General features: G+C 36.6%; 17 protein-coding genes. 10 read left to right on the forward strand and 7 right to left on the reverse strand.

Annotated features, from left to right (window positions below; all coding sequences use genetic code 11):
• The first annotated feature begins 22 nt into the window (after nucleotides 1-22).
• From EPR_RS06190 to rpsR, 7 genes are all read left to right on the forward strand, one after another.
• Nucleotides 23-2701: a phosphoenolpyruvate carboxylase gene (locus EPR_RS06190; protein ID WP_200762381.1), complete on the forward strand. Its 2679-nt coding sequence runs from the start codon at nucleotides 23-25 to the stop codon at nucleotides 2699-2701.
• Between the two features lie 53 nt (nucleotides 2702-2754).
• Nucleotides 2755-4704 (forward strand): VacB/RNase II family 3'-5' exoribonuclease, encoded by a 1950-nt coding sequence (locus tag EPR_RS06195; RefSeq protein WP_200762382.1) that lies wholly within the window; start codon nucleotides 2755-2757, stop codon nucleotides 4702-4704.
• Nucleotides 4701-5156 (forward strand): heme-binding domain-containing protein, encoded by a 456-nt coding sequence (locus EPR_RS06200; RefSeq protein WP_200762383.1) that lies wholly within the window; start codon nucleotides 4701-4703, stop codon nucleotides 5154-5156. Before EPR_RS06195 ends, EPR_RS06200 begins: the two co-directional genes overlap by 4 nt.
• An 11-nt stretch (nucleotides 5157-5167) precedes the next feature.
• Nucleotides 5168-6139 (forward strand): DNA polymerase III subunit delta, encoded by a 972-nt coding sequence (gene holA / locus EPR_RS06205; protein WP_200762384.1) that lies wholly within the window; start codon nucleotides 5168-5170, stop codon nucleotides 6137-6139.
• 86 nt (nucleotides 6140-6225) lie between these two features.
• Entirely contained in the window at nucleotides 6226-6591 is a 366-nt protein-coding gene (rpsF, locus tag EPR_RS06210; RefSeq protein WP_200762385.1) for a 30S ribosomal protein S6, read from the forward strand.
• A 12-nt stretch (nucleotides 6592-6603) separates the two neighbouring features.
• On the forward strand, nucleotides 6604-7044 hold the full coding sequence (gene ssb / locus EPR_RS06215) for a single-stranded DNA-binding protein (RefSeq protein WP_200762386.1): 441 nt from the start codon (nucleotides 6604-6606) through the stop codon (nucleotides 7042-7044).
• 13 nt (nucleotides 7045-7057) lie between these two features.
• Complete coding sequence (gene rpsR, locus EPR_RS06220) at nucleotides 7058-7336, forward strand: 30S ribosomal protein S18 (RefSeq protein WP_200762387.1); 279 nt, start codon at nucleotides 7058-7060, stop codon at nucleotides 7334-7336.
• 28 nt (nucleotides 7337-7364) lie between these two features.
• Here rpsR and EPR_RS06225 read toward each other — a convergent pair whose 3' ends face one another.
• The 7 genes from EPR_RS06225 to EPR_RS06255 are packed head-to-tail and all read right to left on the reverse strand — an operon-like array spanning nucleotide 7365 to nucleotide 13085.
• On the reverse strand, nucleotides 7365-9254 hold the full coding sequence (locus EPR_RS06225) for an HDOD domain-containing protein (protein ID WP_200762388.1): 1890 nt from the start codon (nucleotides 9252-9254) through the stop codon (nucleotides 7365-7367).
• Nucleotides 9229-9924 (reverse strand): class I SAM-dependent DNA methyltransferase, encoded by a 696-nt coding sequence (locus EPR_RS06230; RefSeq protein WP_200762389.1) that lies wholly within the window; start codon nucleotides 9922-9924, stop codon nucleotides 9229-9231. Before EPR_RS06230 ends, EPR_RS06225 begins: the two co-directional genes overlap by 26 nt.
• On the reverse strand, nucleotides 9914-10531 hold the full coding sequence (gene hisG / locus EPR_RS06235) for an ATP phosphoribosyltransferase (RefSeq protein ID WP_200762390.1): 618 nt from the start codon (nucleotides 10529-10531) through the stop codon (nucleotides 9914-9916). The genes EPR_RS06230 and hisG overlap by 11 nt, the downstream gene beginning before the upstream one ends.
• Nucleotides 10531-11169 (reverse strand): type III pantothenate kinase, encoded by a 639-nt coding sequence (locus EPR_RS06240; RefSeq protein ID WP_200762391.1) that lies wholly within the window; start codon nucleotides 11167-11169, stop codon nucleotides 10531-10533. Before EPR_RS06240 ends, hisG begins: the two co-directional genes overlap by 1 nt.
• Nucleotides 11150-11482 carry a hypothetical protein gene (locus EPR_RS06245; protein ID WP_200762392.1) on the reverse strand — a complete coding sequence of 111 codons (333 nt, stop codon included), beginning with the start codon at nucleotides 11480-11482 and terminating at the stop codon, nucleotides 11150-11152. Before EPR_RS06245 ends, EPR_RS06240 begins: the two co-directional genes overlap by 20 nt.
• Nucleotides 11479-12483 (reverse strand): hypothetical protein, encoded by a 1005-nt coding sequence (locus EPR_RS06250; protein WP_200762393.1) that lies wholly within the window; start codon nucleotides 12481-12483, stop codon nucleotides 11479-11481. The genes EPR_RS06245 and EPR_RS06250 overlap by 4 nt, the downstream gene beginning before the upstream one ends.
• Nucleotides 12480-13085: a hypothetical protein gene (locus tag EPR_RS06255; protein WP_200762394.1), complete on the reverse strand. Its 606-nt coding sequence runs from the start codon at nucleotides 13083-13085 to the stop codon at nucleotides 12480-12482. Before EPR_RS06255 ends, EPR_RS06250 begins: the two co-directional genes overlap by 4 nt.
• Nucleotides 13086-13264: 179 nt before the next feature.
• On the opposite strand from EPR_RS06255, the gene gatC reads away from it, so the two are divergent.
• The 3 genes from gatC to EPR_RS06270 all read left to right on the forward strand — a co-directional run bounded on the left by gatC (nucleotide 13265) and on the right by EPR_RS06270 (nucleotide 15352).
• Nucleotides 13265-13555: an Asp-tRNA(Asn)/Glu-tRNA(Gln) amidotransferase subunit GatC gene (gene gatC, locus EPR_RS06260; RefSeq protein ID WP_200762395.1), complete on the forward strand. Its 291-nt coding sequence runs from the start codon at nucleotides 13265-13267 to the stop codon at nucleotides 13553-13555.
• Between the two features lie 27 nt (nucleotides 13556-13582).
• Nucleotides 13583-14650 carry a type IV pilus twitching motility protein PilT gene (locus EPR_RS06265; RefSeq protein WP_234697095.1) on the forward strand — a complete coding sequence of 356 codons (1068 nt, stop codon included), beginning with the start codon at nucleotides 13583-13585 and terminating at the stop codon, nucleotides 14648-14650.
• Nucleotides 14651-14755: 105 nt separating this feature from the next.
• On the forward strand, nucleotides 14756-15352 hold the full coding sequence (locus tag EPR_RS06270; protein ID WP_200762396.1) for a CvpA family protein: 597 nt from the start codon (nucleotides 14756-14758) through the stop codon (nucleotides 15350-15352).
• Nucleotides 15353-15354 lie beyond the last annotated feature (2 nt).

A 15354-nucleotide genomic window follows, 5' to 3' on the forward strand; every position in this document is an offset into this window, starting at 1 on the left:
ATATAGACAATAAGGAAATTGAATGAACAAAACAAAAGATTATTCGCTTTTCAAACCAAACAGCAAGATAAAAAAAGAGGTCGATTTTATACTGGGAGAGATACTGAATCTTATTGATAAATATGCCCCTTCTATAAAAAACGAATTTAAAAGACTCAGAGAAATTTTCCTTCAAAGCAGGCAAAACAAACCTATAGAGTTTGAAAAAATCATAGCAACTCTTGATCCTGACCAGGTAAATGATCTGATTAAATCATTCTCTTTATACCTGATTCTTCTCAATATCGTTGAAGAAAGAGAAGAAGCCAAGAGAGATAAAGCTGATTTTAACGAAACAATAGAACTCCTTAAAAGGGAGGGGTTCGATAAGAAAGATATACTCGATACTCTGAAAAAAATAAAATTCTATCCCGTTTTTACTGCTCATCCTACCGAAGCCAGAAGAAGAACTTTTCTTGAAGCTCACCATGAGATCAGTGCGGATCTTGACAGAATATTCGAATTTAACGACAAAGATGCAATCGACCATTTAAGATATAAATTGACACTTCTTTGGCAGAGCAATCTGATAAGAAAAGAGAAAATCGAAGTACTTTTTGAACTGGACAACCTGCTTTATATCATCGAAAGCTCTTTAATGGGTGCTCTGAATCGTGTAAATGAAAACATAGAAAAACTTACCGGCAGACTAGAAAAACCCATTATCAGGCTCGGAAGCTGGATAGGCGGTGACAGAGACGGAAACCCTTATGTTACAAACGAAGTAATGACCCAGACGATGAAAATCCAACATGACACTATAATACATTTCTATATGGAAAAAATAGATAAACTCATACGCGAACTCTCGATAAGTACAGACCAGACGGAAGTAAATAAAGAGCTTCTTGAATCGATCAACAAAGAATCGAAGTTTTTGACCGATGAGTCAATAAAACTTCATAAAAGCGAACCTTTCAGAGCAAAGCTCTCTTTGATGAGAAAAAAACTTGAAAATAGACTTCTTTGTATAAACGCCGTAAATCCGGTTGATTTTGTCTATATAAAACCAAAAGAGCTTGTTAAAGATATAGACCTGATGATAGATTCTTTGGATGAAACAAGTTCAAAAGAGCTTAGACGCTTCAGAAATTTAGTGATCTCATGCGGTTTTCATCTGTTAAAGCTTGACTTCAGAGAACATAAAAATGTTATGCATAACGCAATAGCAGAGATATTCTCTCTTCTCGGATATGCAGATTCGGACTTTTTGGAACTTCCTCATTACAAAAGGGTGCAAATTATCACAAAAGCCATAAAAAAGCCGCCTATAACACTGCAGAACCTTTTGGGAAAGGTAACAAAGGAGACCGAAAAGATTGTAGAGGCTTTTATAAAGATACGATGGGCGAAAAACAAGATATCAAAAAGAATTATCGACAGCTTTATAATCTCTATGACAGAAGAGGCTGCAGACCTTCTGACAGTGCTTTGGTTTGCAAAACAGGCACATCTGTGGAAACCCGGACAAGAGTGCAACATATCTATAACCCCTCTTTTTGAAACGATAAACGATCTAAAACGTGCACCCGCCATCATAAAAGAGCTATACAACAATTCACAATACAGAAAGTATCTCAAAGACAGAAATAACCTGCAGGAAGTTATGATTGGATACAGCGATTCTAGCAAAGACGGCGGTATATTTGCAAGCAATTTCAATCTTAACCGTGCCATCATAAATCTTATCGATCTTGGAGAGACGCTCGGACTCGATTTTCTTCTTTTCCATGGAAGAGGAGGAAGCATAAGCCGGGGCGGCGGTCCTACTGAAGCAGCTGTTTTGGCAAGTCCGGCAAAAAGCGTAAACGGTTTTTTGAAAGTAACCGAACAAGGAGAGGTAATAAGTTCAAAATATCTCAATCCCCAGATAGCAGAATACAACCTGACAAAGACCCTCTCCGCACTTCTGCATAAATCGGTATACGACCGATTTGATATAAGGATCGACTGCGGCAAAAACGATCGTTTTACATCTCTCATGGCAAAAATAAGTGATGCATCCTACACTTCATATAGGGACCTTGTATACAATACCAAAGGTTTTGTAACCTACTTCAAGCAGGCAACTCCTATACATTTTATAGAAGAGCTAAACATCGGTTCCCGACCCTCCAAAAGAAAAAAAACGGAATCTATTGAAGACCTTAGGGCAATTCCTTGGGTATTTGCCTGGACACAAAACAGAAGCATAGTTCCAGCATGGTACGGGGTAGGAAGTGGTATCGAACTTGCACTGAAGGAAAGAGGCATAGAAGAACTGCGGGAATGCTATAAAGAGTGTCCTTTTTTCAATACAACTATAGACAATATCGCCCTGATTCTTCTAAAAACAGACCTCAATATCGCAAAAGTCTATAACCAGTTTGTAGAAGATAAAAAACTTTCTCAGATTATCTGGAACAAAATAGAAAAAGAGTTTTACAAAACAAAAAAATATATACTTATGATAAGAGATGAAAAAGAGCTTCTGGAAAAAGAGCATCTTTTAAGGCAGTCCATTCTGCTGAGAAAACCGTATCTTACGGCTCTAAATATTTTTCAGATAGAGCTGATAAAAAAATATAAAGAGGCAAAATACGCAAGACTGAAAAGAAGAATACTCGAACAGATACATACAACTATAGTAGGAATTGCACAAGGACTCAGAAATACTGGGTAGGAGCAAAGTTGAGTAAACCTACTCTCACACTAACACTAAAAAAAGGAACATAATTGAAAGAACTTTTATTAAAGCTTATCAGAGGAATGCCGAAAAAAGATATCCTAAAAAGAGATATGCCGCTTATTGACGATCTTAGACGGCTTAAAATAATAAAAGATGACGGTAAAATCGTTCAAATAAGATCTAAATACAGAGTCGGAAAAATAGATGTGGCGAAAAAGGGGACCGGCTATCTGGAAGTATTGGGTGAAAAAACAAAAGACCTTCTTATAGAACCTGAAAATCTTGCAGGAGCAACAAAAGGCGATCTTGTTATTGCCAAAAGGATTTTCAAAAAAAGCGGAAGGCCTTCTGCCAAAGTGGTATATATAGTAGAGAAAGCTTTCAGATTTTCGGTAGCATATTTTGATAAAGACAATATGCGGTTTCTTAACGTAAAAAACCTGCTTCCAGTCACCGTTCACGCAACAAAAAAATCTCTTAATCTTCTTCCCAATCATACAGTTGTAAAAATAGATAATGAAAACCACCTTATAAGTGAAGTTTTGGGAGTTTTAGAAGACCCTAAAGTGGATGAAAAGATATCTCTTGCACTCTACAACAAAAAGGAGGAATTCAGCAAAGAGGCAGAACTTGAAGCAAGCGGTTATGCAACATATGTGGACAAAGAACTATATCCAGAGAGAATAGACCTTACTCACTTGCCTTTTTGCACCATAGACCCCGCAACTGCAAAAGACCATGATGATGCCATCTATTTCGATACGGAAGAAAATGCTCTTTATGTTGCCATAGCGGATGTGAGCGAATATGTAACCATGTTCGGTCCTATCGACCAGGAAGCAAAAGAGAGAGGATTTTCCATATATTTCCCCCACAAATCGATACCTATGTTGCCAAGGGCTCTGAGCGAAGGTATATGTTCACTTAAGCCGGAGGTTAACAGACTCGCATTTGTGAGTAAAATAACACTTGATAAAACCACTCTGAAACCGATAAAAGAAGAGCTTTTCGAAGCCATTATAAAATCAAGAAGAAAGTACAGCTATGAGCGTATAGATGAATTTTTGGAAGGAAAATTTGAAGATATTGATGAAACTGACAAAGAGATACTAAAATTCCTTCTTCCTCTTTCAAAGGTAACCGGAAAGCTTAGAAAGATAAGACTGCAAAAAGGTTTTGAATTTACAAATCCGGAAATAAGAATAATCCTTGACGACGAGTTGAAACTCGTAGCAACAAAAATAGAAGAAGAGACCGAATCACATGCACTTATAGAAGACTGCATGCTCCTTGCAAACAAGGCGACGGCAAAAATGTTCGAATATGGCATATTTAGAACACATGAAGAACCGGATATCAAAAAGATCGAAGAGATGCTTGACGACCTTGCCACTATCGGCATTTTTGCCAAACAGTATCGAAATATACACGAACTGATCCGCTCGATTCAAAAACAGGCTCAAGAACTGGGCGTACAAAAACATGTGGACAAACTTATAATAAGAGCTCAGAAACAGGCTGCCTATACAGCTGACAATATAGGCCATTTTGGTCTCGGATTTGAAGAATATACACATTTTACCTCGCCTATCAGAAGATATTCCGACCTGACTCTTCACAGACTTCTTAAAGCAATACTTGATAAAAATGATAAAAAGCTCGATTATATATTAAGGAATATAGAGTCACTAACCGTAAAGATAAGTGAGCTTGAGCGCGAAGCCGCACGTGTGGAATGGGACTTTATAGACAGAAAGTTTGCCAGATGGGCCAAAGAAAACATCGGCAAAAGTTTTAAAGCTGTTATAACCGATCCCCAGAGTATGCCGATAGCAGTCATAGAGGACGAAATCATAGGTGCAAGAGTGTTTTTGCTAGACGAAGATGTGGAACTATTTGAAAAGGTGCTCATTGAGATAAAGGATGCTGATCTTGCTACAACTAAAATTATCGGCAAAATTGTTCAAAGACTGGATATGGAGGAAAATAGATCATGAAAAAGAGATTTGCAGCTATTGTCCTTATCATACTGATAGCTATTCAGTTTGTGCCCTATGGAAAAGATCATAAGAATCCTCCTGTTGTTTCGGAACCTCAATGGGACTCTCCCAAAACAAGGGAGTACTTTTTCAGAGCTTGCAAAGATTGTCACAGCAATGAAACCGAGTGGCCGTGGTACAGCAATATAGCACCTATGTCGTGGCTTATACAAAGAGACGTTGAAGAAGGAAGAGAGCATTTCAATATATCTGAATGGGGCGTTAAAAGAGAAAATGATGGTGAAGAAGCTGCCGAAGAGGTACGTGAAGGCGAAATGCCTCCGTGGTTTTATCTTATAGCTCACCCAGAAGCCAGGCTCAGCAAAGAAGAGAAAAAAAAATTCATAACGGGTCTTATAAAGACTTTCGGTGACAAAAAGAGAGATGATGACCATCATGATGAGGATTAAAGGCTGAAAAAGTGTATAAGAAAGCTCTAGACGAAATTTTACAAAAAGGAATAGATTTCAAATCGATACTTCTATATGGAGAATCATCATACTACATAAAAAAATATTCCGATATCATTGCCGACAGACTCTCTCCAAAAGAACAAAGAATGGTTCTCTATTTTGACGAATACAGTTTTGAGAGTGCAAAATCGCACCTTTCTCAAGCATCACTTTTCGCGGATGCCAATCTCCTTGTTATCAAACATGACAAAACGATACCGAAATCGGAACTGACAAAACTAATCGAGATTTGCAAAAAAAATGAAAACAGCTTTTTTATATATGAATTTTACGGAAATGATACTAAAAAGCTTCCGAAAATTTTTGATAAAAAAATGGATGCGATAAATGTAAGATTTTTCAAACCATCCTTTTACGAAGCAAAAAAAGAGGTTCAAGAATATATAAACAGGAAAAAAATTGATATAGATGATGGTTCTCTAAGTCATCTTATCCTGCTTCTTGACAATAACATAGAGCTTGTATTAAAAGAGTTAGAAAAACTGTCACTAAAAAACTTGAAAATAGGCACAAAAGAGATTGACGATCTTGTATATCCGTTGACAACCGTCAATCTGGAGCGTTTTTTTCACGAACTGCTTAGCAAACAGCCCATTATTTCCATGCTTGAAAAAATAGAAGAAGAGTCAAATGAAATACAGATACTAATCGGCCTGCAAAACTATGTTCAGCAGCTTTTTATGTTTCAAAGTTTCGTAAAAATCTCGGGCAGATTCGATTCAAGGGAAGTTCTTGGATACAGACTGCCGCCAGCTATAGAAAAAGAGCGCCTGGCACTTGCGCTCAAAATAAAAGAACAAAGTTTTCTAAAGATAATGGCCCTTCTGCTTGAAACTGAGCTGGAAATCAAAACAAAAAGCAATATAGACAAAAAAGGATATTTATATTCTTCCTTAATAAAACTTCAAGCTATATTGTGATATTATTGGCGCCTATTTTGGGAAAATGTACCCCAAAAAGCAAACCTTGCCGTCAAAAGACGGATATATAGCCAAAAGGAGAATAGATGAGACATTACGAGACACTTTTTGTGTTAAAGCCTACTCTTACGGAAGAAGAGAGTAAAGCCAAGTTTGACTTTATTAAAGAGGTCATTGAAAAAAATGGCGGTGAAATAGCAGCTTATGAAGATTTCGGAGTCAGAAAGCTTGCTTATCCTATCGAAAAATTCGAAAGAGGCCACTACTACGTTATATACTTCAAAGCGCCTTCAACAACGGTACTTGAACTTGAAAGAATCTACAGAATCACTGAAGATGTCATCAGATTTCTTACTATGAAATATGAGACAAAAAAAGATGTTGCAGCTTGGGAAAAGATGGTTCAAAGAGCACAAAAAGCCACACAAAAGGAAACAGCAGCAGCTGAATAACAGGAAAATTTTATGTACAACAAAGTTATAATGGTAGGAAACCTTACCAGAGATATTGAACTGAAATATACCCAAAACGGAATGGCTATTGCAAAAACAGGCATTGCCACAAATAGAAGGTTTAAATCCCAAAGCGGCGAGCAGAAAGACGAAGTATGTTTTATAGACATTACACTTTTTGGCAGAGCCGCGGAAGTTGCCAATCAATATCTTTCAAAAGGCAGACGCGTTTTGATTGAAGGAAGATTGGTATATGAACAGTGGGTAGACAATACCGGGCAGAAAAGAAGTAAACACTCAATTGCCGTTGAAAATATGCAAATGCTAGGCAGCAGAGACGAAGCCACGGCTACAACAGGAAACTATGAACAGCCTAGACAGAGTGTTCAGCAACCTCAGCAAAGCCCGGAGATACCCGAAATAGATATTGACGACGACGAAATACCATTTTAGTTAGGAGAAAATAATGGCCGAAAAAAGAAAATTCAAAAAAAGATATTGCAAATACTGCGAAGCGAAGGTAAATTTCATAGATTACAAAGATATAGAGCTTTTGAAGCACTCCTTAAGTGAAAGATATAAAATTATGCCAAGAAGACTTACAGGAAACTGTAAAAAACATCAGGAAATGGTTGAAGAAGCTATCAAAAGAGCAAGACACGCCGCACTTGTTCCTTATATAGTAGACAGAAAAAGAGTTGTAGCAAATCCTTTCGAGGAGATAAAACCTCTTTATACAAAATAATAAAAGGGCTTTTGCCCTTTTTCTTCTTTTATGAGTTGAAATATTTGTCTACACTCTTTTTATAAATCGAATCCATTGTGTATATTTTATCCCTGAACGATCCTGGATCAGCCAGGTCTTTGTCAAACTCTTTGTTTATATCGCTGCAGGCAATTTTCAGCATAGTCTCATACACCTTTTTACTGTCAAAATAGGAAGGTGTATCAATGATGAAATCCCTCAAAATTTTATGAAGTTTTTCGTTTTTAAAATCTATAAAACTGTAAGCGTTATACGTAACGAAGACATTTCCTTCAAAATCTCTCCATATTTTGGAAAACTCTTCAAAAAGTTCTTCTTTAAGTTTGTCAATATTTTTGAAAATAATAAGATCAAATCCGGAAAACATCTCAAGTTTAAGATCCTCATCATCTAATATGTCACATGGAACGATACAAAAAGGCATCTTTTCAAAAGAGTAGTCCGATGCATTTAATACAAGATCTATCAGAAAGTTTGCAAAAAACGGGTCTTCATATCTAAAAGCCGCTCTCTTTGTACTCTGATCCACAATTTTTATCTTATCTGCATATGCACTGAAATGGAGCTCTTTACCCAAAATTCTCTCCATACTGATGGAAAATGTGGGAAGTGAAACGGAGCGTATTTTATCTTTGACTCCGATATTTTCAAGCATCTCGTTTGCATCAAATATGGTCTCATTCAAAAAAGATATGGCTTTTGAATTATCCATGCCAAACCTTTTGAGACGGTTTAAAAGTATATACCCGCTTCTTTTATCGCTGCTGAGAATAAATTCAAGTGCAAGTATAGTAAGATATGCAACATATGAAAATCTGAGTTTTCTTGACGAGAGAGTCATTTTTATACTCTCTGGATACTCAATATAGGGATGACGCAGAAGGTGCGCCATAAGATATCCGTCGTAAAGATATTGAAAAAACCCCAGAACCTGTTCAAAATAGTGTTTGTTAACTTCAATCATCGTTTTGCCGAAAGTTCTCTCTTCCATAACTCTTGCTGTGTATGAATAGAGCTCTTTGGGTGTTTTGAAGAACTTTTTGAATTTTTCATCAGCCTGATCGGCCATAAAAGTTATACCCATAATATCAGTTACCAACAAAGAACGCCCTTCGCTTCTTAAATCTCTAAATGAAAAAAGAGGCGCAAGTTTTTTAAAAATTGCTGTTTTTAATATTCCGAACATCTCATAATGCTCAAATTCGTCCAAAGCAACATTTGACATAGAGATTTTGGTATCTATATGCTCGTATGTCAGTCTTTTTACCTCATCAAATCCGAGTCTCGTTATAGCGTTTGATATTGAACTAATATCCATTTTTCCGGCTTTTTCGACCGAATTGGCTTTTTTTATGATTTCGGCCTCAAGTTCGGGAAGCGCTTCGATGTGTGTTTTGAATTTCACTACGGTGGTATTGGGATCGTCAAGTTCGAGCATCAGATTAATAACCGCTTTGACGGTATCGAGCCTTTCATCTTTTTCTATATCATTTTCGGAGATGTTTCTTTCAAGGCGAAAATTTATTCTATGCGGTTTTTTTACATATTTCTCAAAAAAATCAACGGATTTCAAAGACTCTTCAAACATAACCCCCATCTCTTTAAGGGTTTGCCTTTTTATCTCTACCGTTTTTTCCAGATTTTGAATCTTTATCTCTATTTTTGTTTTTTTAACCTCTTCAATCTCTCTTTTTTCTATTGCTGCACCGTTTTTGGAAACATCAAGAATTTTTCCTATTCCCTCTATATAAAGATTGTCTACATGATATCTGTCACACTGGCGTTTACTAAGAGCAGTATCTTTTTTCTCTTTCTCTTCGGTTGCAGCCTTATTCTCTTTTTTCTTTTTCCCAAAATCAAAAAGCCCCATATCAACCTTCTTTTTCGCTGTTTTCAAAAATAAGCACTCTTTTATCCGCAGTATCATCTGAGAAGAGAAAAATCTCTTCATATGAGACAAGTCTCATAGGTGACACTCTTTTTATATCCTCTATACTGTGATAATACTGCACGATAGAACTTCTGTTTTTTTTAAAGCAACCATTTTCTTTTTCAAAAACCGTTATATCGGTATTCAAAATTTCATTCTCAAAAACCGCATCAACAGCGATAAAAATATCATCTTTATCTATTACCATGACTCCCTGTGCGATATCTCCGAATCCATAGGCGGTATTAATATCGCAGTAGAGCTTCCCTCCCTCTTTGAGAACTTTTTTTGCACATTTCAAAAACTTTGCAAGCTCTTTTTTGTCAAGATAATTCAAAACATCAAATATAGCAACCGCAGCATCAAATTTCTCATTTACATCACACAGGTCTTTACACTCCGCATCAACACCGGATTGACGTGCACGTCTGACCATTTCACCGCTTAGGTCTATACCTTTTGCCTCAAGACCGGCAGCTTTTGCTTTTTGCAAAAAAGAACCGCTTCCGCAACCGATATCAAGTATCTTCTTTGCGCCGCTTTTTTTGAGTTTTTCCAAAAAAAGCCGATGCAGATACTCTATCTCTTCATCAAATCCCAGATACGGTTCTATTTTTGCATAAAGGTCAAGACCCATTCAAAGCCCCGCTTATCTTCTCATACAATGAAAGTATTTCATCTTTCTTGGCAAAAAAGCTGTTTTTGTTGGCTATAAGATGCGCACTCGATTCCATAATAGTCAAAGCCGGCTTGAGACCGTTTTGCTTCATTGTCTCTCCGGTCTCCACAATATCGACTATAATATCGGCAAGTCCTACCAAAGGTGCAAGTTCAATTGAACCGTAGAGTTTTATTATCTCTACCGGGACAGCCCTTTTAGAAAAGTAGTCTCTGGCTATATTGGTCATTTTTGTGGCAACTTTCAAAGATGGTCTGTCCAGGTCAAGCTCTTCATCACATTTTATACCGATTGCGACTTTACATTTACCGATACCGAGATCAAGAAGTCTGATAAGATCCAATTTTTGCTCTTCAAGCACATCAAGACCCACAACTCCCACATCTGCCGCCTGATGATATACATATGTAGGGACATCCTGGTTTCTCACAAGAAGAAATCTGAAGTTATCCGTTTCCAGTATCAGTTTTCTCTCCTCAAAAACAAACTTTCTATCAAATATCTTTTCAAATATTCCCAGACTCTCATCGGCTATCCTGCCTTTTGGAAGAGCTATAGTCAGCATTATATTTCCTTTGCCAATCTGTTTTCTTCTATAATTTTCATCATACCTTTAAATATCAAAGCTTCATCATATACAGCGTTTTGAAAAAATGAACTCAAAACTCTACCGTCACCGCCGGTAAAAAACAGTCTCCTCGAGCCTGCCGTATCTTTTATCATTAAAATAACGGATTTTAGCGCAGCGAAACTCAAAGCATCTTTAGTATTTTGAGGCAACACATCAATATCGACAGAAAAATCAAATTCAACATCCAAAACGGGAGATATAGATGCAAAAGCACTTCTCACAGCCCTGAATCCAGGCATTATAAAACCTCCAAGATGCCTGCCTTTTTGCATCACATCAACGGTAATGGCACTGCCTGCATCAATTGCAACACCGTCATACACCTCTTTGCAAAGAACCTTTCTGTCGATACCCATACCTTTATAATCGGTATCGATATCCACATATGGGGAAATATCTACCCAGTTTTTATAATTTTTTACTCTTTTTTGTGCAGCACTGTTTACACATATATAAAAAAGCTTCAGTTCTTTGTATTTTTCAAGAGCATCATTTATCTCTTCTTTATATACCTTTTTATCTTTATAAAAATGTGCAAAACTGTTGCCGATATCACAAAGAAGCAATCTCAATTCTCCAGTTTATAGATTTAAGCAGACTTTGGGCTTTTGCACATACCGGTGCATCAGTTATCAGTATCTTCTTTTTAAATCCGTGCGAAAAAGATTTGCTCAAAAGTTCTGAAACCTCTTCATAGCTTTGGGCATCTTTTACCAAAACCCTGCTTTTTCTGCTCGTAAAAATTATGAGCATATATTTGTTATCGACTGTAAGCGCATTGAAGACTGATACTCTTTTTCTTATACCGTACTTTTTCAAATCCACAGGTTCAAATTTTTTAAAAATCAGACCCTTCTTTTGGAAAAAATCTATCAAATTTTTCATTTTTGCAGCTGAAAATATCTATCTTTGTAATAAAATCTGTCTTCTGCAGCAAAGATATAGTCATCAATCTCATCAGGAAGTTTAAAAATGTTTGATACTCGAAGAGTATGATCGGTAGCTATCATATAGCCCTCTTTTTCAATAATATAGAGATATTCTCCATATATTACGCCGGTAAAATGTGCAAAGGGGTATTTTCTTGTTTTCAAAACATTCAAATCAGCATCTGTCAAAACCACTCTACCGTCTTTGGCAAGTATATATATTCCTTCATTTAAAAAGAGAATATCCGAAATTTCCATATCAAGGGTATTTATATCTTCAGGATTGACAGAGATTACTTTATTCGGAGTGGCTGCCACAAGTCTATTGTTAAGGACATCCAAAAAAATGATATTGTTTAGAAACTTCTCGGTACCCACAATTATTGTTCTAATCGCTTTTTTTGTCTTTTTGTCGACAATGATTATCTTTCCGTCAAGAGTAGGAACAAGAATTATTTCTTCCATAAAATAGGGATTTGCTATTTTTGTATCTACTGAAAAAATCTCATCCGATTTTATAGAATTTAAAACTTTTTCCTCTTTCCAGTCAAAGATCCCTATTTCATTATTATCAAAAACAAGTACAACTATATCCCCTTCCATTTTGGCAGCAGCTACTCTTTTCATGTCAAAATGGTGTCTTAAAACCTCTTTGCCGCTTTTTTTTGAGATGATAACCATGTCTCCGCAGCTGTGAGCAGCTATGACATATTCATCATTATCTGAGACAAATTCAAAATCTTTTGGAATTTTTATATCCAAAACACCGCTTTTTGTAATAACCTGTCCATTTTCGAGAGTTGCTCCATCTCTTGTAATATCTATTATCTTTGCAGGGAGTTCTCCGTCATACTCCACTTTGCCTGCTATCTCTTCAGGCTCAAAATACTGTTTTGAACTACATCCTGAAAATAGAAAAAAAGTTGCCAAAAAAAGATAAGTGATTACTTTTTTCATTTGCCGCCTTTCACACTATAGTGCAATAAGAATTTTGCAAATATTTTTGCGGGAGAATTTTCCGGCACTGATTCAAGGAGTTTTTTGCCCTCTTCGATTTTTTTCTCTTTGAAAAGCAGAAACGCTTCATCTAAAACAGCCAAATCTTTAAGCAGAGCATCCTGAGTATATCTGTAATCCTTCAAAACTTTTTCATCTTTTGAAATTGCCGCATATTGGTATTTTGCAATATCCGAAAGAACGTTTATATTTTTTGCAGCTATACTTTTAAGAATTTCAGCATCATTTTTTTGCAAAGCTTTTTGAAAAACAAATGCGTTATATAATGAAGGATTTTTCTCTTTCAGAAGCATCAGCGCTTCTTTGTCTTCCGGATTTTGCTGAAGCTTGATATAGGCTTCATTTGATACTTTCAGGTCATGGGAAACCTTCAAATCATATGCAGTATATCCCAATGCAGCAACTATGGCAACAATACATATACCGATAATGACCTTTTTATATTTTTTGTAAAATCTTTCAACTTTTATTATCTGTTCTAAAAATTTCTCTTCATTAGAGAGCTCTTCTTTCAATATCTGAATATTCTCTTTTGTACTCAAAGGGACCCCTTTTTCACAATATTTTAAGCTAGTATAATATCAAATCAAAGATAAAATGCATATAAGGTCACCTTTAAAAAGGGGGTATACCCCCAAAATACTTTTTTGGGTGCAATTAAATTTTTTTTTGCTAAAATTATTCATCTATATTGTCAAAGTATCGAAATAAAAGGAAAATTATGAAAATAGACAACTCTTTACTAGAAAGACTCGAAAAACTTGCACACCTCAGTATAGAAGAAGAGAAAAAAGAGGAGATACTTGAAGAACTAAACAAATTTCTCTCTTTTGTTGAAAATCTGAATGAGCTCGATATATCAGGGCTGGATGCTTCATTCACAACTCTTGAAGGGGGCTCGCCGTTCAGAAAAGATGAACCTATATCCCAAGAAGAGATACCCGAAGCTATACTGAGTAATGCACCCGAGAGCAGCGAGGACTTTTTTATTGTCCCGAAAATAATCGAATAATACCTCTTTGCCCCAAAAGGAAATTTTATGAGCGAACTGGATATAAAAAAGCTGTTAAAAAGTGTTGTCGCCTACAAAGCCTCTGACCTTCATCTTGTAAGCAGAAGCGAACCGCAGATAAGAATAGACGGTAAACTGGTTCCCTTGAATCTACCGAAACTGGACGGACAGACAATAGAGCAGATGTGCTACTCCATTATTACAGAGAAGCAGAAAAAGATATTTGAAGAAGAAGGAGAACTCGATTTTGCTCTTATGGTTCCGGGGGTGGGCAGATTCAGAGCAAACTATTACAACACACTGGGTGAAATAGCCGCAGCTTTCAGAATAATTCCCATTAAAATACCTACATTGGAAGATATCTCGGCACCGCCTATATTTTCCAGAATAGTCCAGAGAGAAAAAGGACTGATCCTTGTAACAGGCCCCACCGGGAGCGGTAAGTCTACCACTCTTGCCGCAATGCTCAACGAAATAAACAAAAAAGAGAGAAAACATATACTCACTATTGAAGATCCTGTAGAATTCGTTCATGAAAACGACAAATCACTTTTTTCCCACAGAGAGATAGGCAATGATACGAAAAGCTACGCCAGAGCACTAAAATACGCTCTGAGAGAAGACCCGGATGTAATTCTAATAGGTGAGATGAGGGACAAGGAGACGATTTCGGCAGCACTCACCGCAGCAGAAACAGGGCACCTTGTAATGGGAACGCTCCATACAAACTCCGCCGCACAGACAATAAACAGAATAATTGACGTATTCTCTGGTGACGAACAGCCCCAAACAAGGGCTCAGCTTTCAACAAGTCTCGTTGCGGTTATATCTCAGGCTCTTATCCCAAAAATAGGCGGAGGAAGAGTGGCTACTTTTGAAATACTTATAAACAATCCTGCTATCGCAAACCTTATCAGAGAAAACAAAGTCCATCAGGTCTATTCACAAATGCAGCTCAATCAGCAGCAAACGGGTATGCAGACACAGACACAACTATTGGTAAAGCTTCTTAAAAGCCATCTGATAACAAAAGAGGATGCGATAAGATACTCAAACCGACCAGAAGAGCTGAAATCTCTTATCCAGTCTCTATAAAAACAGGGGGAAGCCCTGTTTTTTCTAACTTATAGCAAAATAATCACACAACTTTTATAAAAAAAATAGTATAATTCGCTTTCAAATTATTAATCAGGACACACTATGGATGGAATCAACTATTTTGATATTGCAGTCGGCGCTTTGATTTTACTTTTGGGCATAAAAGGGCTTATAGACGGATTTATAAAAGAGTTTTTCGGTCTTATAGGAATAATAGGCGGTATATATCTTGGCTCTCATTATGCAAAAATAGTAGGGGAATTTATAAGCAGCAATATTTTTCATATAAAAAATCCGGCCGCACTCTCTCTTGTGGGCTTTTTGCTTACCCTTGTACTCTTCTGGGTTTTGATGCTGATGTTGGGGAAACTTTTTGCAAAGATGGGAGTTGCCAGCGGACTGGGGGCTATTGACAAAATTTTGGGAGCCGTTTTCGGATTTGGAAAAATATTTCTGATATTTTCCGTTATAGTATATGCGGTTTCAAATGTTGAAGCTGCCAGAAAAGCTATAGAAAAATTCGTTTCAGACTCACTTTTATATCCCGTTCTGGTTAAAACCGGAAGCTACATAATAAAACTAAATCCGGATGAGATAGCACAAAAAGCAAAAGAGAAAATCGATTCCAATTTGTCAATACTTCCTCTTGACAAAAACGAAACGAATGAAACAATTGAAAACAATACTACATTAGAATAAAG

Origin of the sequence: Nitrosophilus alvini (genome assembly GCF_015100395.1) — a bacterium.
Classification (GTDB): Bacteria; Campylobacterota; Campylobacteria; order Campylobacterales; family Nitratiruptoraceae; genus Nitrosophilus; species Nitrosophilus alvini.

Bases quoted from the DNA above. Each gene is read 5' to 3' on its own strand.
- EPR_RS06190 (WP_200762381.1), top strand. From the start codon at position 23: ATGAACAAAACAAAAGATTATTCGCTTTTCAAACCAAACAGCAAGATA.
- EPR_RS06270 (WP_200762396.1), top strand. From the start codon at position 14,756: ATGGATGGAATCAACTATTTTGATATTGCAGTCGGCGCTTTGATTTTA.
- gatC (WP_200762395.1), top strand. From the start codon at position 13,265: ATGAAAATAGACAACTCTTTACTAGAAAGACTCGAAAAACTTGCACAC.
- EPR_RS06245 (WP_200762392.1), bottom strand. From the start codon at position 11,482: ATGAAAAATTTGATAGATTTTTTCCAAAAGAAGGGTCTGATTTTTAAA.
- EPR_RS06265 (WP_234697095.1), top strand. From the start codon at position 13,583: ATGAGCGAACTGGATATAAAAAAGCTGTTAAAAAGTGTTGTCGCCTAC.
- rpsR (WP_200762387.1), top strand. From the start codon at position 7,058: ATGGCCGAAAAAAGAAAATTCAAAAAAAGATATTGCAAATACTGCGAA.
- hisG (WP_200762390.1), bottom strand. From the start codon at position 10,531: ATGCTGACTATAGCTCTTCCAAAAGGCAGGATAGCCGATGAGAGTCTG.
- EPR_RS06250 (WP_200762393.1), bottom strand. From the start codon at position 12,483: ATGAAAAAAGTAATCACTTATCTTTTTTTGGCAACTTTTTTTCTATTT.
- rpsF (WP_200762385.1), top strand. From the start codon at position 6,226: ATGAGACATTACGAGACACTTTTTGTGTTAAAGCCTACTCTTACGGAA.
- EPR_RS06230 (WP_200762389.1), bottom strand. From the start codon at position 9,924: ATGGGTCTTGACCTTTATGCAAAAATAGAACCGTATCTGGGATTTGAT.
- EPR_RS06200 (WP_200762383.1), top strand. From the start codon at position 4,701: ATGAAAAAGAGATTTGCAGCTATTGTCCTTATCATACTGATAGCTATT.
- ssb (WP_200762386.1), top strand. From the start codon at position 6,604: ATGTACAACAAAGTTATAATGGTAGGAAACCTTACCAGAGATATTGAA.